Annotated in this window: 16 protein-coding genes; 8 read left to right on the forward strand and 8 right to left on the reverse strand. The window is 72.4% G+C overall.

Annotated elements, in window-relative coordinates; translation table 11 throughout:
• The first annotated feature begins 7 nt into the window (after nucleotides 1–7).
• The 3 genes from ACIBBA_RS20180 to ACIBBA_RS20190 all read left to right on the forward strand — a co-directional run bounded on the left by ACIBBA_RS20180 (nucleotide 8) and on the right by ACIBBA_RS20190 (nucleotide 1570).
• A complete protein-coding gene (locus tag ACIBBA_RS20180) occupies nucleotides 8–769 on the forward strand; it encodes a metallophosphoesterase (protein ID WP_396699213.1) in 762 nt (253 codons plus the stop codon).
• A gap of 5 nt (nucleotides 770–774) precedes the next feature.
• Entirely contained in the window at nucleotides 775–921 is a 147-nt protein-coding gene (locus ACIBBA_RS20185; RefSeq protein ID WP_396699215.1) for a GPGG-motif small membrane protein, read from the forward strand.
• Between the two features lie 157 nt (nucleotides 922–1078).
• Nucleotides 1079–1570, forward strand: coding sequence for a TspO/MBR family protein (locus tag ACIBBA_RS20190; RefSeq protein ID WP_396699217.1), 492 nt, complete (start codon nucleotides 1079–1081; stop codon nucleotides 1568–1570).
• Between the two features lie 55 nt (nucleotides 1571–1625).
• On the opposite strand, the gene ACIBBA_RS20195 is transcribed toward ACIBBA_RS20190, so the two are convergent.
• Complete coding sequence (locus ACIBBA_RS20195) at nucleotides 1626–2402, reverse strand: peptidoglycan DD-metalloendopeptidase family protein (RefSeq protein ID WP_396699219.1); 777 nt, start codon at nucleotides 2400–2402, stop codon at nucleotides 1626–1628.
• A gap of 249 nt (nucleotides 2403–2651) precedes the next feature.
• Between ACIBBA_RS20195 and ACIBBA_RS20200 the strand changes: the two genes are divergently transcribed.
• The 5 genes from ACIBBA_RS20200 to ACIBBA_RS20220 all read left to right on the forward strand — a co-directional run bounded on the left by ACIBBA_RS20200 (nucleotide 2652) and on the right by ACIBBA_RS20220 (nucleotide 9105).
• The gene (locus tag ACIBBA_RS20200) at nucleotides 2652–3995 is read left to right on the forward strand and encodes an ABC transporter substrate-binding protein (protein WP_350871930.1); all 1344 of its coding nucleotides are present in this window, start codon (nucleotides 2652–2654) and stop codon (nucleotides 3993–3995) included.
• A 226-nt stretch (nucleotides 3996–4221) separates the two neighbouring features.
• A complete protein-coding gene (locus ACIBBA_RS20205) occupies nucleotides 4222–5268 on the forward strand; it encodes a carbohydrate ABC transporter permease (RefSeq protein WP_396699221.1) in 1047 nt (348 codons plus the stop codon).
• A 1-nt stretch (nucleotide 5269) separates the two neighbouring features.
• The gene (locus ACIBBA_RS20210) at nucleotides 5270–6235 is read left to right on the forward strand and encodes a carbohydrate ABC transporter permease (RefSeq protein WP_357051893.1); all 966 of its coding nucleotides are present in this window, start codon (nucleotides 5270–5272) and stop codon (nucleotides 6233–6235) included.
• Between the two features lie 60 nt (nucleotides 6236–6295).
• Nucleotides 6296–7366, forward strand: coding sequence for a LacI family DNA-binding transcriptional regulator (locus ACIBBA_RS20215; RefSeq protein WP_350871924.1), 1071 nt, complete (start codon nucleotides 6296–6298; stop codon nucleotides 7364–7366).
• 65 nt (nucleotides 7367–7431) lie between these two features.
• Nucleotides 7432–9105: a glycoside hydrolase family 13 protein gene (locus ACIBBA_RS20220; RefSeq protein ID WP_396699430.1), complete on the forward strand. Its 1674-nt coding sequence runs from the start codon at nucleotides 7432–7434 to the stop codon at nucleotides 9103–9105.
• 41 nt (nucleotides 9106–9146) lie between these two features.
• Here ACIBBA_RS20220 and ACIBBA_RS20225 read toward each other — a convergent pair whose 3' ends face one another.
• The 7 genes from ACIBBA_RS20225 to xylB form a co-directional block, all read right to left on the reverse strand.
• Nucleotides 9147–10577 carry an MFS transporter gene (locus tag ACIBBA_RS20225; RefSeq protein ID WP_396699224.1) on the reverse strand — a complete coding sequence of 477 codons (1431 nt, stop codon included), beginning with the start codon at nucleotides 10575–10577 and terminating at the stop codon, nucleotides 9147–9149.
• Between the two features lie 91 nt (nucleotides 10578–10668).
• Complete coding sequence (locus tag ACIBBA_RS20230) at nucleotides 10669–11862, reverse strand: ABC transporter permease (protein ID WP_396699226.1); 1194 nt, start codon at nucleotides 11860–11862, stop codon at nucleotides 10669–10671.
• Entirely contained in the window at nucleotides 11855–12538 is a 684-nt protein-coding gene (locus tag ACIBBA_RS20235) for an ABC transporter ATP-binding protein (protein ID WP_396699228.1), read from the reverse strand. Before ACIBBA_RS20235 ends, ACIBBA_RS20230 begins: the two co-directional genes overlap by 8 nt.
• Nucleotides 12535–14100 (reverse strand): peptidoglycan-binding protein, encoded by a 1566-nt coding sequence (locus tag ACIBBA_RS20240; RefSeq protein WP_396699230.1) that lies wholly within the window; start codon nucleotides 14098–14100, stop codon nucleotides 12535–12537. Before ACIBBA_RS20240 ends, ACIBBA_RS20235 begins: the two co-directional genes overlap by 4 nt.
• Nucleotides 14097–14978, reverse strand: a complete 882-nt coding sequence (locus ACIBBA_RS20245) for a hypothetical protein (protein ID WP_396699232.1) — start codon at nucleotides 14976–14978, stop codon at nucleotides 14097–14099. Before ACIBBA_RS20245 ends, ACIBBA_RS20240 begins: the two co-directional genes overlap by 4 nt.
• Nucleotides 14979–15044: 66 nt before the next feature.
• Complete coding sequence (locus ACIBBA_RS20250; RefSeq protein ID WP_396699234.1) at nucleotides 15045–15473, reverse strand: hypothetical protein; 429 nt, start codon at nucleotides 15471–15473, stop codon at nucleotides 15045–15047.
• Nucleotides 15474–15717: 244 nt separating this feature from the next.
• Complete coding sequence (gene xylB, locus ACIBBA_RS20255; protein ID WP_396699237.1) at nucleotides 15718–17169, reverse strand: xylulokinase; 1452 nt, start codon at nucleotides 17167–17169, stop codon at nucleotides 15718–15720.
• Between the last annotated feature and the right edge of the window lie 6 nt (nucleotides 17170–17175).

Here is a 17175-nt window from a genome sequence, read left to right on the forward strand (position 1 = left end):
GAGGTTCATGGTGATCCGGATCGCTGCCGTCGGCGACGTGCATCTGGACGAGGACGTGGTCGGCCGGTTCCGGCCGGCCCTGGAGGAGTTGCCCGACTGCGCCGACGCGCTGCTGCTCGCCGGTGACCTGACCCGGCACGGCACCGAGTCCGAGGCGCGCTGCGTGGCGCAGGAGTTCGGCGGGCTGGGCGTGCCGGTGATCACCGTGCTCGGCAACCACGACCACCAGTGCGACCAGGTGCCGCAGGTGGTCAAGGTGTTGGAGGACGCCGGCATCACCGTGCTCGAGGGGACCGGTGTGGTGCTCGAGTGCGCGGGCGGCCGGCTCGGCGTCGCCGGGGTGAAGGGCTTCGGCGGTGGTTTCGCCGGGCGCTGCGCCAGCGACTTCGGCGAACCGGAGATGAAGTCCTTCGTCCGGACCACCACCGACAGCGCGGACCGACTGGCCCAGGCCCTGCACAGCCTCGACTGCGACCTGCTGGTGGCGTTGACGCACTACTCCCCCGTGCCGGACACGCTCGCCGGCGAGCCGCTGGAGATCTACCCGTTCCTCGGCTCGTACCAGCTCGGCCAGGCGATCGACTCGGCGCCGACCGCGCTGGCCCTGCACGGGCACGCCCACGCCGGCACGGAGCGCGGCACCACCCCGGGCGGGGTGCGGGTCCGCAACGTCGCGCACCCGGTGATCAAGCAGGCGTACAGCGTCTTCCATGTGGGCGACCAAGTTGATCACGAGCAGGTTTCCCGCGTCGGCGCCTCGGGTATCTGATCGCCATGGAGCTGATTCTTTGGATTCTCGCGGTCGTACTGGTCGTTGCCGGCATCCTGGCGCTGTTCCGCCGGCAGCTTCTGTGGGGCATCGTCCTCATCGTGGTCGGGCTGCTGGTCGGCCCGGGTGGTGTCAGCATCTTCAGCAATTGACGCTGGCGCCTGACGCCGGCAACCCTGTGACACCTGGACCCGCCGGGGTCGTCGCGTCCGGTCTCCGTCCTCCCGACAGGAGCACCGGGCACGACGACCCCGGCGTCTTGCTGTCCGGGCCGGGTTTGTCCCGGCGCCACGGGGAGATATCTCGACCATGGAGATGTCGCGAACGGCGCCCCGCACCGGCGCCCGGACCTGGTGGGCGCTGCTCGGCTTCGGCGTGGCGGTGGCGCTGGCCGCCGGCATCGGCGTTCTCGGCGTCCGGGGCACCTCGGCCGAGTACGCCGCGCTGATCCGGCCGTCGTGGGCCCCGCCGGGCTGGCTCTTCGGCCCGGTCTGGACCGTGCTCTACGCCCTGGTCGCGGTGGCCGGCTGGCTGGTCTGGCGACGGGTGGGCCCGGGCCCGGCGCTCTGGGCCTGGATCGTCCAACTCGTGCTCAACGCGGCCTGGACGCCGCTCTTCTTCGGTGCCGGCCGGTACGGGCTGGCGTTCGCCGAGATCATCGTGCTCTGGCTGGCCATCGGCGTGACGGTGGCGCTCTTCGCCCGGGTCTCCCGGGCGGCGGTCCTGCTCATGCTCCCCTACTGGGCGTGGGTCACCTTCGCCGCCGCGCTCAACCTCGCGATCTGGCGGCTCAACGGCTGACGCCGCCGCCCGCCGGTGGGCCCGACCGGGGTCGGCCGAGCCCACCGGTGACTTCTCAGCAGCGCGGCACGCCCGGAATGTAGCCGTCGTGGCCGGTGTAGACGTAGGCGTCGGCGATGAACCGTCCGCTGCCGATCCGGTCCCAGATCGAACTGGTGCCGTAGGTGCCGGTGACCGTGGTGCCGCTGGTCTGGCACTGGATGGTGACCCGGGTGCCGTCGGCGACGGTGTCGACCGCGGCGTAGCCGGTGCCGGGCCCGGAGCGGACGGTCAGCGGGGTGCCGCTGGTGTCGACCGTGCCCGAGCCGGCGCCCGAGGAGCAGCCGTTGTCGCTGGTGTAGTTCTTCGTGCCCCAGTAGAGGGCGAGCGCGCCGTTGAACCGGACCTGGATGTCGCCGCCGTTGAGACGCTGCTCGTAGTGCAGATGCGGGCCGGTCGAGCCGCCGGTGCTGCCCACCCAGCCGATCACCTTGCCGTAGCCGACGGCCTGGCCGACCGAGACGTTGAAGCCGTTCAGGTGGGCGTAGTAGGTGTGGTAGCCGCCGGCGTGGGAGATCCGGACGTACTTGCCGTAGCTGCTGCCGCCGAGGTCGGTGACCCGGTCGACGGTGCCCGGCGCGCTGGCCACCACCGGGTCACCGAGGTCGTCGGTCCGGTTGAAGTCCACCGCGTACGCCGGACTGTGGTTGCTGCGGGTCTGGCCGGACCAGGTCTGGCCGCAGGGGAACGGCACCTTGAAGGTCGGCGCGGCCATCGCCGGTGCCGCCGGCACCAGGACGGCGACGCCGGCCAGCAGGCTGGCCGCCATCAGGCTGAACCACCGCTTACGCATCCAGCTCCTCCTATGTCGAAATCCTTCGATGGGATGCCTCTAGCCTGACAGATATCTCCATCGATCGAAAGAGTCGGATGTCCGGGCTGGGAGCGCGCCCAACAGGGGCTCCGGGAGGTTTCGGGATTGTTACTTGGTCGTGTCCAGCAGGGGGTGGACCGCAGGAGATGCAAGCGCTTACATATGGGCACGCCCATCGGACCGGCGGCAGGTCAGAGCGTGACCGCGCCGGCTAGAAAGGAGGACGGCATGGCGGTCTTTACCAGACCACGCCAGGCCTTCGTGATCGCCGGCGTACTCGGGCTGGCGCTCAGCGCCACGGCCTGCGGCACCGGCGACGACAAGAAGAGCGACAACGCGGGCTCCGCGGAATGTGCCGGATATGAGAAGTACGACGGCAACGACGGCAAGAAGGTCTCCATCTACGCGTCCATCCGCGACGCGGAGGCCGACCTGCTGGAGCGGTCGTGGGAGCAGTTCACCGACTGCACCGGCATCGAGATCGACTACGAGGGCAACGCCGAGTTCGAGGCGCAGCTCCCCGTCCGGGTCGACGGCGGCAACGCGCCCGACCTGGCGTTCGTCCCCCAGCCGGGTCTGGTCAAGCGGTTCGCCGACGCCGGCAAGCTGAAGTCCCTCGGGGCCGACACCAAGGCGATGGCCGAGCAGAACCTGCCGGTCGACTGGCTGAAGTACGGCACCGTCAACGGCACCCTCTACGGCGTGCCGCTCGGCGCCAACGTGAAGTCCTTCGTCTGGTACTCCCCGAAGCTCTTCAAGGAGAAGGGCTGGACGGTCCCGACCAGCTGGGACGACATGATCAAGCTCAGCGACACGATCGCGGCCAGCGGCATCAAGCCGTGGTGCGCCGGCATCGAGTCCGGTGACGCCACCGGCTGGCCGGCCACCGACTGGATCGAGGACGTGCTGCTGCGGACGCAGGGCCCCGAGGTCTACGACCAGTGGACCACGCACGCCATCCCGTTCAACGACCCGCGGGTCGTCGAGGCGGTCGACAAGGCCGGCACCATCCTCAAGAGCGAGAAGTACATGAACGGCGGCTTCGGCGGCGTGAAGAGCATCGGCACCACCGCCTTCGGTGAGGCCGGCCTGCCGATCACCACGAACAAGTGCGCCATGCACCGGCAGGCGTCGTTCTACGCCAACCAGTTCCCCGACGGCACCAAGGTGGCCGAGGACGGCGACGCGTTCGCGTTCTACTTCCCGGCCATCGACTCGGCCAAGGGCAAGCCCGTGCTGGGTGCCGGCGAGTTCGTCGTCGCCTACGCCGACCGTCCCGAGGTCCAGGCGGTGCAGACCTACCTGGCCTCGGCCGAGTACGTGAACAGCCGCGCGAAGCTCGGCAACTGGGTCACGGCGAACAACAAGCTGGACATCGCCAACGTCGCCAGCCCGATCGACAAGCTCTCGGTCCAGATCCTGCAGGACAAGAGCGGCGTCTTCCGCTTCGACGGGTCGGACCTGATGCCGGCCGCGGTCGGCGCGGGCACGTTCTGGAAGGGCATGGTCGAGTGGATCAACGGTAAGGACACCGCGACGGTGCTCCAGGGCATCGAGAACAGCTGGAAGTGATCTGAGCGGGTGGGGGGGGGGGGGGCCCCCGGGCCGGCCCCCCCCCCCCCCCCCACCGGGGCGGGGGGGGGGGGTGGGGATAGAGGGGGGGGACGCCGGAGTGATGATTGTGGAGCTGGGCGTGCTTCAGCCCTGCTACCGCGCCGCGGGGGGGGGGGGGGGGGGGGGCGGCCCGCCCCCCCCCCCCCCCCCCCCCCCCCCCGCGGATCCGGACCTGGGAGGGTCGATGGAGTTCGACTTCGCGGAGGAACAGCCGAAGTTCCTCATGCTGATGTACGGGCTGATCGCTTTCGTCGCGGTGGTGGGCGGTCTGCTCCTGCTACTCGACGTGGTGCCGGCCTGGTTCGCCCGGCGGCGGGAGGCGCAGCTCGTTGCCGCGTCCGCGAGCGGAGCCCCGCTGCCCCGCAGACGCAAGCAGCGGGAGGGCGCCTTCGCGCTCTTCTTCCTGCTGCCGACGCTGCTGCTGCTCACCGTCGGCCTGGTCGTGCCGGCCATTCGCACCACGCTGCTCTCCTTCATGGACGGAGGCAGCACCAACTGGGTGGGCCTGCGCAACTACGGGTGGATGTTCTCCGAAGACTCGATCGTCCGGGTCCTGGTCAACACCCTGGTCTGGGTGCTCCTGGTACCGCTGGTGGCGACCGCGTTCGGCCTGATCTACGCCGTCCTGGTGGACAAGGCCCGGTTCGAGGCCGTGGCCAAGTCACTGATCTTCCTGCCGATGGCCATCTCCTTCGTCGGCGCGAGCATCATCTGGAAGTTCGTCTACGCCTACCGGGGCGAGGGCGACCAGATCGGCCTGCTCAACCAGATCGTGGTCAGCCTCGGCGGCGAGCCCAAGCAGTGGCTGCTCGAGTCACCCCTGAACACGCTGCTGCTGATCGTCATCATGGTCTGGATCCAGGCCGGCTTCGCGATGGTGGTGCTCTCCGCCGCCATCAAGGCCATCCCCGCGGACATCGTGGAGGCCGCCCGGCTCGACGGGGTCAGCCCGTGGCAGATGTTCTGGCAGATCACCATGCCGAGCATCCGGCCAGCGCTGATCGTGGTGGTGGTGACCCTCTCGATCGCCACGCTCAAGGTCTTCGACATCGTCCGGACCTCGACCAACGGCAACTACGACACCAGCGTGATCGCCAACGAGATGTACAACCAGGCGTTCCGGTACGGCCAGAACGGGCAGGGCTCCGCGCTCGCGGTCTTCCTCTTCATCCTGGTCATCCCGGTCGTGATCTACCAGATCCGCAACCTCCGTCAGCAGCGGGAGGGCTGAGATGACCACCGCCACGCCCACAATTGCCGCCGGCACCCAGCAGACCGACGCACCGAAGACCACCGCCGGGCGGGTCCGCAAGCGGCTGAACAGCCGCACCGCGACCCTCATCTCGATCGTCATCGCGGTGGTCTGGACCATCCCGACCTTCGGCCTCTTCCTCTCCTCGCTGCGGCCCGAGGACGAGATCAAGACCACCGGCTGGTGGACGGCCTTCACCAACCCGCAGTTCACCCTGGAGAACTACCAGGAGGTCCTGTTCGGTCGCTCGGCATCGTCCGGGCAGCTCGCCAGCTACTTCATCAACTCGCTGGCGATCACCATTCCCTCGGTGCTCTTCCCGCTCGCCTTCGCGGCCCTGGCCGCGTACGCGCTGGCGTGGATCAACTTCCGGGGCCGGGACTGGGTCTACATCGCGATCTTCGCGCTGCAGATCGTGCCCCTGCAGATGGCGCTGGTGCCGCTGCTGAAGTTCTTCTCCACCGGCGTCACCGTCGCCGGCGTCACCCTGATGCCGGCCTGGGACCTGGTCGACGAACAGAAGTTCGCCCAGGTGTGGTTCGCGCACACCTGCTTCGCGCTGCCGTTCGCCGTCTTCCTGCTGCACAACTTCATCTCGCAGCTGCCCGGAGACCTGATGGAGGCGGCCCGGGTGGACGGAGCCAGCCACCCGAAGATCTTCCGCACCATCGTGCTACCGCTGATCACCCCGGCGCTGGCCGCGTTCGGCATCTTCCAGTTCCTCTGGGTCTGGAACGACCTGCTGGTCGCGCTGATCTTCGCCGGCGGTGGGAACGAGACCGCTCCGCTCACCGTCCGGCTGGCCGAGATGGCCGGCACCCGGGGCAACGAGTGGCAGCGGCTGACCGCCGGCGCGTTCGTCTCGATCGTCGTACCGCTGATCGTGTTCCTGTCCCTGCAGCGCTTCTTCGTGCGAGGTCTGCTCGCCGGCAGCGTCAAGGGCTGACCCACGCCGCCGCCGCCCGGCACCGGGCGGCGGCGGACGCGGACGCGGAGCGGGGGAACCGTGACCAGGATTGATGATGTCGCCCGGTTGGCCGGGGTCTCCACGGCCACCGTCTCGCGGGCGCTGCGCGGCCTCCCGACGGTCTCGGCGGCGACCCGGCACCGGGTGCTCGCCGCCGCCGAGCAGTTGGACTACGCCGTCTCGCCGAGCGCCTCGCGGCTCGCCGGCGGCCGGACCGGCACCGTCGCCGTGGTGGTCCCCCGGATCACCCGGTGGTTCTTCAGCACGGTCGTCGAGGCGGTCGAGGACTTCCTCCACCAGTCCGGCTACGACCTGCTGCTGCACAATCTCGGCGGGCGGGAGCAGATCCGGCAGCGGGTGCTGCGCACGGCCAACCTGCACAAGCGGGTGGACGCCATCATCCTGGTGGCCACCCCGCTTCGGGCGGCCGACCTGACCGCCCTCGCCGCGCTGGACCTGCCCGGGGTGACGATCAGCTCGGGCACCGTCGTACCGGGCTGGCCGTGCGTCCGGATCGACGACGTGGCCGCCGCGCGGACCGCCACCCGGCACCTGCTCGACCTCGGCCACCGGCGGATCGCGCACATCTCCGGCGACCCGGACGACGAGCTGGCCTACACCACCCACCTGGACCGGCGGCGCGGCTACCAGGCGGAGCTGCGGGCGGCCGGCATCCGGCCGGACCCGAGCCTCGACATCGAGTCCCAGTTCACCATCGACGGCGGCAACCGGGCCGCCGCGGAGCTGCTGGCCCGGGGCGAACCGCCGACGGCGATCGTGGCGGCCTGCGACGAGATGGCGATGGGCGCGATGACCGCGCTGCGCGACGCCGGACTGCGGGTCCCGCAGGACGTCAGCGTGATCGGCATCGACGACCACGACCTGGCCGGGGTGCTCGGACTGAGCACCATCGCCCAGCCGGCGGCGGAGCAGGGCCGGCTGGCCGCCCGGCTGCTGCTCGACCCGCTCGGCGGCTCCATGGTCGACCCGGTCCCCGGCCGGACGCCCGGGCCGGCCGGCGACCGCCGGCCGGACGCGCCGACACCGCCGGTGATCCTGCCCACTCGGCTGGTCGTGCGCGAATCGACCGCGCCACCCCGGGCAAACTGAACGGACTGCCCGTCACCGCCGCCGGGAATCCACCCGCACCCACGCACGACACTCGGGAGAAGACCCTGAACACCAACCTGACGCAGCAGAGTCCGACCGGTGACCCGATCACCGGCTGGTGGACCGAGGCGGTCATCTACCAGATCTACCCACGATCGTTCGCCGACTCGAACGGGGACGGGATCGGGGATCTGCCGGGCATCACCGCCCGCCTCGACCACCTGGTCGAGTTGGGCATCGACGCGGTCTGGCTCTCGCCGTTCTATCCGTCGCCGCAGGCCGACGCCGGCTACGACGTTGCCGACTACCGGGACGTCGACCCTCTCTTCGGCCAGCTGCCGGACGCGGACAAGCTGATCGGCGAGGCCCATTCTCGCGGTCTGCGGGTGATCGTCGACCTGGTTCCCAACCACACCTCGTCCGCACACCGCTGGTTCACCGAGGCGCTCGCCGCCGAGCCGGGCAGCCCGGCGCGGGCCCGGTACATCTTCCGGGACGGAAACGGCCCGGACGGCGAGCAGCCGCCGAACGACTGGCAGAGCGTGTTCGGCGGGCCGGCCTGGACCCGCACCGTCGACCCGGACGGCCGGCCCGGCCAGTGGTACCTGCACCTCTTCGACACCGGCCAGCCGGACCTGAACTGGGACAACCCCGAGGTGCGCACCGAGTTCCTGGACATCCTCCGGTTCTGGCTGGACCGCGGCGTGGACGGCTTCCGGGTGGACGTCGCGCACGGGCTGATCAAGCAGGCCGACCTGGCCGACTGGCAGGAACCGCAGGAGATCCTCTCCGGCAACGAGGGCGACCGGCCCCGCCCGCCGATGTGGGACCAGGACGGCGTGCACGAGATCTACCGGGAGTGGCGCCGGGTGCTGGACAGCTACCCCGGCGAGCGGGTGCTGGTCGCCGAGGCCTGGGTGGAGCCGGTTGAGCGGCTGGCCCGCTACGTGCGCCCGGACGAGATGCACCAGGCGTTCAACTTCGAGTACCTGCTCGCCGCCTGGTCCGCGCCGGCCCAGTACGCGGTGATCACCCGCTCGCTGGAGGCGACCGACGCGGTCGGCGCCCCGACCACCTGGGTGCTCTCCAACCACGACGTGGTGCGGCACGCGTCCCGGCTCGGCCTGCCGGTCGGCACCCCCCGGCCGAACGGCATCGGCATCGGCGACCCGCAGCCGGACGCGGCGCTCGGCCTGCGCCGGGCCCGGGCGGCCACCCTGCTGATGCTGGGCCTGCCCGGTTCGGCCTACCTCTACCAGGGTGAGGAGCTGGGTCTGCCCGAGCACACCACGATGCCGGACGAGGCTCGCCAGGACCCGACCTGGTTCCGCAGCGGGCACACCCACCGCGGCCGGGACGGCTGCCGGGTGCCGATCCCGTGGGAGGCCGACTCGCCGTCGTACGGCTTCGGGCCGACCGACGCGAGCTGGCTGCCGCAGCCGACGCTCTGGGCCGAGTACGCCCTGGACCGCCAGCGGGAGACGCCGGGGTCGACCTACGAGATGTACCGGACCGCGCTGCGGCTGCGCCGCGAGCACGAGCTGGGCCGGGGCACGCTGCGCTGGCGGGAGTCCGGCGACGAGGTGCTCACCTTCGACAACGGCGGGCTGACCGTGCTGACCAACTTCGGCCCGGCGCCGGTGCCGCTGCCGGCCGGCGCGGAGCTGCTGCACAGCAGCGCCCCGCTGACCGACGACGGCGCGGTCCCCACCGACGTGACGGTCTGGTTCCGCGGCTGACGCCCGGACCGGGGCCCCGGGGCGACGCCCCCGGGGCCCCGTCACTCCTCCAGGCGCTCCGCGCGGCTGTGCAGCAGGTCGTGCACGGCGGTGATGTCCCGTGGCGAGGTGCGCGAGGCCAGCCAGTACATGACGCCGGTGGGGATGAAGAAGAGCTGGAACGCGGCCAGCCCGACGGCGTAGTTCAGCGGTGGCGGGAACGCCGCCCGCAGCCCGTTGAAGGCCACCGTGACCAGGCCGTTGCCGGCCGCCCGACCGACACCGTTTACCAGGTTGCCGAGGCTGTAGACGGTGCCCCGGTGCTCGGGCGGGTTCACGTCGGCGATCAGCGCGAACCAGTTCGGCGAGTTGGCCGAGGTCAGGGCCAGCGCGACGAGCGCGGTCAGCAGACTGAGCCCGACCGTCGGCTCGGTGAAGACGCTGGACAGCACCGCACCGACCACCGCCCCGGTGCTCCCGCCGTCGGGCACGTCGATGCGTAACGGCACGAAGAAGAGCACCAGGTAGAACGGCACCGCCGCGAGGATGCCGATCGCCGCGACCAGACCGCGCCCCCGCGCCGTACGCCGCTGGACGCTGTCGCCGATCAGCCCGCCCACGATGGAGAACACCCCACCGAGTTGGAACAGGGTGGCGAAGACACTGCCCACCACCACCGCGGTCGGCTCCGAGTAGCCCTGCTCCTCGGCCCGCCGGGCGAAGAGCACCGGCAACCAGACCAGCGAGCCGAACGCGGCCTGCGCGGTCAGCCCCTGGAGGATGAGCCAGACGTTGGTCCGCCGGTCCAGGATCCGGCGCAGGTCGGCGCGGCGGATCCGGTAGTCGTAGTCGGCGCCGCCGGCGAGCGCGCCGGCCAGCTCCGGCTCGCTCTGCCCCCGCCGGATGTCGTAGGTGAACAGGTACGCCAAGGTGGCGAGCAGGCCGACCACGGTCATCACCAGGAAGGGCCGGCGCCAGTCGGTGCTGCCGAGCAGGCCGCCGACCAGGGTCCCGGCGAGGGTGCCGACGCCCTGGGAGAGCCCCCAGAAGCTCATCACCAGCCCACGGCGGCGGGGCGAGATCAGGTCGGTGACCACCGAGAAACCGACCGAACCGACGGCGCCGAGGCCGATCGCCGCGATCAGTTGCGTGGCGAGGAAGGTCAGATAGTTGCCGGCCAGCGCGCTGCCGCCGGTCCCGGCCGCCCAGATCAGGGTGCCGACCATCAGCAGCGGCTTGCGGTGGCCCCGGTCGCCGACGTACGCCCAACCCACCGCGGCGACCGCGCTGACCAGGAAGCTCACCGCGGTGACCAGCCCGAGCAGCCGCTCCGGCACGGTGAACGCGTCGGCGATCGACCCGTACAGCGGCGGGACCAGCCCGATCGCCACGTTGTCCAGCGAGGCGAGCAGCACGAACACCACCACGCTGTACAGCCGGTGCGCCCGGCTGCCGCCCCCGGCCCGTGCCAACCCACCCCGGGTCAAGGTCATACCGGCAGCCAACCAGAACCGGACGCCGATGTCCTACTCGGGTGGCATTCCGCGGGCGGCCAGCGGCGCGGCGGCCGGGTGAGCCCGGTGCTCAGCCGTCCGCCCGCAGTGCGGCGACCGGCTCGATCCGGGACGCCCGCCAGGCGGGATAGATCCCCGCCAGCAACCCCACGACGGCGCCCAGCAGCGCGCCGCCCGGGGTCAGCCACGGCTCCATGACGGGCGTCCACTGCCGCAGGTAGCCGACCCCGACCACGGCGAGGACGCCCAGCGCCGCGCCCAGCACGCCACCGAAGAGCCCGACCAGCGCCGATTCGAGCATGAACAGCAGGGCGATGGAGCCACGGGTGGCGCCCAGACTCCGCCGCAGCCCGATCTCCCCGACCCGCTGCAGCACCGAGACCAGCATGGTGTTGGCGATACCGACCGCGCCGATGGCCAGCGTGACCGCCGCGAGCGCCAGGAACAGCGCCTGGGTGTCGGCAGCGACCTTCGCCCGGGTGGCCTCCGGTTCCGGCGGGCGCTGCGCCACCAGGGCATCCGGCTGCTGCGGTGCCAGCGCGAGCGGGGCCTGGCCGGCGACCAGCGCCGCCGCCCCGACATCGGTCTCCACCACCACGGAGAGCGGCGCGGCCAGCCCGAACCGGGTACGGGCCGTGCCGTCGGGCAGGATCACCGCGTCGAGCAGGCTGGGCACGCGTTCCACGGTGCCCAGCACACCGATCACGGTGAACGCGCGGTCCCCGACGAAGACGGCGGGCGACTGGCTCACGTCGGCCAGGTGCAGCCGAGCCGCCAGCCGGCCGCCGAGCACCACGACCCCGTCCCGACGGTCGCTGTGCCCCTGGTCGTACCAGCGACCGGCGAGCAGCGACCCGCGTACCGCGTTGAGGAGTTCCGGTGAGGCCGCCACCAGCGGCGGCTGGGTGACGTCGCTGGCGAGCGGGTCCACCACCGCGGTCGCCCGCACGGGTGTGCCCGGCAGATCCAGAGTGCTCATCGTCCCGGCCGCCACCACCCCGTTCAGCCGCTCGACACGCTGCGGGGCGTCCCACGGGATGGCGCTCTGCGCTCGCTCCGGGCCGCCGTCGTTGGCCGGCAGCACAGTCACCGAGGTGGCGGCGAGCTCGTCGAAGTGCGACACGATGCGGGCACCGGCGGTGGTGGCCAGGCCGAGGGTCGCCACCAGGGCGGCGATGCCCACCACCACACCCAGCGCGGTCAGCAGCGTGCGGTGCACCCGGGCCCGTATGCCGGCCAACGCCTCCCCGATGAGGTCACGCATCGACCGTCACCTCGCGAACGCTCCCGTCGGTGATCTCGACGCGGCGTCGGGCCCGCGCCGCGACCTGCCCGTCGTGGGTGACCATGAGCACCGTCTGCCCCTCGTCGTTGAGCCGGACGAAGAGCGACAGCACCTCCTCCGCCGTCGCCGAGTCGAGGTTTCCGGTCGGCTCGTCGGCGAGGAGGAGCTGGGGGTGGATGGAGAGCGCGCGGGCCACTGCCACCCGCTGCCGTTCGCCGCCGGACATCGTCGTCGGCATGGCGCCGGCCCGGTCGGCGAGCCCGACGCGGTCCAACGCCTCGGCCGCCCGCGCGACCCGCTGCCGCCGAGGGCAGCCGTGGTAGAGCAGGGCGACCGTGACGTTCTCCAGCGCCGACCGGTGGGCCATCAGGTGGAAGCTCTGGAACACGAAACCGATGCGGGAGGAGCGCAGCCGGGTGCGCGCCCGGTCGGAGAGGCCCGACACGTCCTCTCCGTCGAGCCGGTACGACCCCGACGTCGGGCGGTCGAGCAGACCGAGGATCTGCAACAGCGTCGACTTGCCGGAGCCGGAGCGGCCGGTGATGGCAACCCACTCGCCGGCCCGGATCGTCAGGTCCGTGGGGCGTAGCGCGGTCACCGGCCGGACGGCGGGAAAGACCCGGCTGACGCCACGCAGCTCGACCAGGGGTGTCACGACCGCTCGCCGACGACGACCAGGTCACCCTCGGCCAGCGCCCCGCCCGTGGCCCGCACCTCGGCGAACCCACCCGAGGAGAGGCCCACGGTCACCGGCACGTCGCGTCCGCCCGATGGGTCGGAGACCCGTACCCGGGCCGCGCCGGAGGCGTCGGTGATCAGGGCGGCCAGCGGCACGGCGAGCACCGTGCCGTCGGTGCTGGAGATGGGGATGCGGATCCGCACGTCCCGACCGTGCAGCTCCGCCGGGACGGCGCCGACCGGCCTGATCCGCAGCTCGTACTGCCCGTCGGGGGTGTCGCCCGTGCCCGGCTTGTCCGCGACGTGCGACACCTCCCCGGCGAAGGTGGCGACCCCCTCGCCCTCGTCGAGCTGCGCGCGCTGGCCCACCTTGAGCAGCCCTCGCTCCTCCGCCGAGATGCCGCTGACCACCTCCAGCGCCGCCGCCGTCAGGCTCATCACCGTGCCGCTCGCCTCGCGCCCCAGGGCCGTCTCCACCTTGTCCACCCGCCGGGGCAGCGCCGGAACGAAGGCCACCTCGCCGCGGGGGAGGCGAACCCCCACGGCGGCCTGGAGTCGGCTCAGCGCGCTGCGCGCCTCGGCCTGCCGCCGGACGGCGGCGGTCACCGCGGCCTGCGCGGCGGACACGTCGGCGGACCCGGTCAGCTCGGCCAGGTCGGCCCGGGCCAGCTCCAGCTCCACCCGAGCCGCTTCCACGTCAGCCGTGAGCCGGCCGATGGTGGCCGCCGGGGCGCCGTCGGCGATCGCCGCGTCCCTCGTCCGCACCGCGGCCTCGACGTCGGCCTCGGCGCTGCGCACCCGGGCCCGGGCCACGGTGAGGTCCGACGCCGGTGGCCCCCGCTCGGCGCTGCGCAGCGCCGCCCGGGCGGTGTCAAGGGCGCCGTCGGCCGCGGCGATCCGTTCGCGGGCCGCGGCCACCTGCTGCTCCTGTTCCGCGGACGGCCCGACCGGTTCGTATCCGGCGGCCCGGTAGAGCCGTTCCACAGCGGCCGAGGTCCGGGCGTCGTACCTGTCGTCGGGAAGCCCGGTGAAGTGACCGAGCCGGGCCAGGGCCCGCTCCAGCTGGCGGACGTCCGGGCCGGTACTGCCGGGGGCCAGCGTGCGGTACATCGGGATGGCCCCGTCCATCAGGATCACCGGCCGGCCGGATATCTGGAGCGCCACGTCCCCCTCGTCGAGGCTGCTGCCCGGCTTCGGCACCCGGCCGGTGACCACGAGCTTGCCGAGCCGGCCGTCGCCGAGGTCGGCGTCCACGGTCAGCGCCTGCGGCTCGGCGAACCCGAGCGCGCCACGGACCACGACCGAGGTGGCGATCACCCGGCGCTCCACCGGCACCGTGATCGCGCCCGCCTCAGGCGGCGTGGCGTGCTGGGCGGCCTCCATCGGGGACTGGATGGCTCGGCCCGCCCACCAGCCGACCGCCGCCGCCAGCACCGCCACCGCGACCAGTGTCGACAGCGCACCGGGGCGCCGCGCGGACGCGGAGCGGCCCAGCGCCGCCAGCCGGGCCAGCACCGGGTGCCGAGCCGTTCCGGTCACAGCTCACCGGCCAGTGCCTTGTCCAGGTACTCCCGGTAGACCTGCTTGTAGAGGTCGTCGTACGGCCACTGGCAGGGCTCGGTCTGCCGCGCCTCGGCGATCTCCCGCTCCTGCAGCCGCTTGAGCTCGGCGAGTTCCGTGGCGGTGAAGACGTCCGCGAGGCGCAGCGCCGCGCTGTCCCGGCCGGCCTCCTCGGCCTCGGCGACGGCCCGCTCGAAGCCGTCGCGGAACTTCTCAGCAGCCTTCGCCAGCCGCAGCGACCGGGCGTCCCCGCTGTCGAAGCCCTTCTCCTCCAGGCAGGTGCGCCGCACCTCGCCGGCCCGGACGACCCGGGCATCGGCGTCGACCGCACCGTAGATCCGGTCACTGCGCGCCGACTGCTCGGGGCTGAGCCGGAGGTTGGCGACGTTCGGCGCCGGCCCGAACCGTCCTTCGGTCTCCTTGCGGCAGCGCTCCAGCCGGCCACGCCAGCCGCCGACCTGTTCCCCGGTCATCCCGGCCAGCGCCTTACGGTTCGGGTCGACCCGCCGGGTGCCGGGCGGCAGGTAGTCGATCAGCGTGGTCAGCCCGTACCCGTACTGCCGCACGAACTGCTCGCGGGTGAGCCCCAGCGCGATCCGGCGGTCGACCGCCCACTGGTCGATGAAGGGCTGGTAGTCGTAGCCCTCCGCCTTCATGCACCCGACCAGCGCGCTGTTCACCTGGTCCCAGTAGGCGAGCGTCTCGTCCCGGTTGTCGTCGCCCCGGTCGAGCGCCTCGGCCATCACCTTCTCCACCGGCTTCGCCGGCGCGGTATCGGCGGCCGGCCCGGCGGAGGAGCAGCCGGCGGCGGCGAGGGCGACCACGAGGCCCACGCAGGCGAGCCTGGACGTTCTCATGTCACATCCTGTCAACTCGCTGGTTGCGGGCCGGTCCGCTCGGCGAACCGGCCCACAAGCATCCGGTCAGTAGGCGCCGTTGTAGTAGTTGGTGCTCAGCGCCCCGGTGGCGGTGAGCTGGCCGCGGAAGTCGGCCCAGACGTTGCCGTTCTGGTCCCAGAAGGTGTAGTTGTAGCCAGCCGAGTCGCAGCTGGTGCCCTGCGTCCCGACGTAGGCAGGGTCGTAGTAGCGGACGGCCAGGCAGGAGCCGTCGGTGTAGGTGTCGCTGATCTTGCCGTAGTAGACGCCGTTGCGGTTGCAGGTCTCCGGCGAGCGCAGTTGCTCCACACCGCGCTTGACTCCGCCGACATAGACCTGCACCGGCGAGCCGTAGTTGCTCTCGTAGCAGCCGGCCTGGGCGGGCGCGGCGACGGCTTGGACGGCGACGATCCCGCCGGCCGTCAGCGCGAGCGCCGCGACCGATGCCCGCAGTTTGCTTCCCGGTACACGCTTCACATCGACTCCTCCCGTTGGGGTGACCGAACGGTAGTCAGCCGGATGCGCAGCGCGCTGCCCCGTTCGATCGTCCATCGTGGCGGGACGGTGGGCAGCGTCGCGCGCAGTCACCCTTCTCGATGTCCGGCCGCATGGTCCCGCCCATCGATCCGGACGGCGAGCTGCGCCTACGGAAGAGCCCCCGGTCGGGACGACCGGGGGCTCATGACCAAAAGTTATCGTTGCAGATCGATAACGGGACGCTTCAGCGGTCGATCACGTGATCCCGGGCCTCGGCGTACCGGGCCCGGACGGCGGGTACCGGCTCGGCGTCGTACTCCTCGGTGCCGGCCGGGCTCCACTCCGGCGCCGCCGCGCCGCCCAGGGCGACCCAGGCGGCCTGGCGAGCCGCCCCGTCGGCGACGTATTCGCCGGGCGGTGGGACCACCACGGGGCAGCCGAAGACCTGCGGGGCGATCCGGCGCACCGCGGCCGACCGCGCCCCGCCACCGACCAGGATCACCCGGCGGACCGCCACGCCCTGTGCGATCACGGCGTCCAGCCCGTCGGCGAGCGCGCAGAGCATGCCCTCGACGGCCGCCCGGGCGAGATGCGGCGGGGTGGACGTCCGCAGGGTCAGCCCGTGCACCGCGCCGGTGGCCGACGGCCGGTTCGGGGTCCGCTCGCCCTCCAGGTAGGGGACCATCACCAGCCCCTGCGCGCCGGCCGGCGCGGAGAGGGCCAGCTCGGCCAACTCGTCCAGGCTCACCCCGAGCATCGACGCGGCGGCGTTGAGCACCCGGGCCGCGTTGAGCGTGGCGACCAGCGGCAGGAAGCGGCCGGTGGCGTCGGCGAAGCCGGCCACGGTGCCGGTCGGGTCGGCGGACGGGCCCTCGGCGACGCTGAACACCGTCCCGGAGGTGCCGATCGAGATCACCACGTCGCCGGGGCCGGCGCCGACGCCGAGCGCGGCGGCAGCGTTGTCGCCGGTGCCCGGGCCGAGCAGCGTGCCACCACCGGTGGCGCCGCCCGGCACGCCGTCGGCGGCCAGGGCGCCGACGTGCAGCTCCCCGGCCGGGTCGGCCGGGCCGAGCACGGTCGGCACCTGCAGACGGCGACCGAAGGCCTGCTCCAGCAGGTCGAACCGGTATTCCCCGGTCGTCGGCGACCAGTAGCCCGTGCCACTGGCGTCACCCCGGTCGGTGCGGATCCCGGCCAGGTCGACCGCCCCGGCCAGCCGCCAGGTGAGCCAGTCGTGCGGCAGGCAGACCGCGGCCACCCGGTCGGCGTTCTCCGGCTCGTGCCGGGCCAGCCAGCGCAGCTTGGTGGCGGTGAAGCTGGCCACCGGCACGCTGCCGACCGCCTCGGCCCAGAACCGCCGCCCCGCCTCGCCGCCGCCGGCCTCCTCGATCAGGTCGGCGGCAGCACCGGCGGAGCGGGTGTCGTTCCAGAGCAGGGCGGGCCGGACCACCGTGCCGTCCTGGTCCAGCGCGACCATGCCGTGCTGCTGACCGCCGACCGAGACGGCCGCCACGTCGGCCAGGCCGCCGGCGGCGTCGACCGCCGACCGCAGGGCCGTCCACCAGGCTGCCGGATCGACCTCGGTGCCGTCCGGGTGCGGCGCCCGGCCCTCGCGGACCAGGGCGCCGGTCTCCGCGTCCCGGATCACCACCTTGCTGGACTGGGTGGACGAGTCCACCCCCGCGACGAGCGGCATGGTGAC

This window comes from Micromonospora sp. NPDC051006 (genome assembly GCF_044456245.1).
Classification (GTDB): Bacteria; Actinomycetota; Actinomycetes; order Mycobacteriales; family Micromonosporaceae; genus Micromonospora.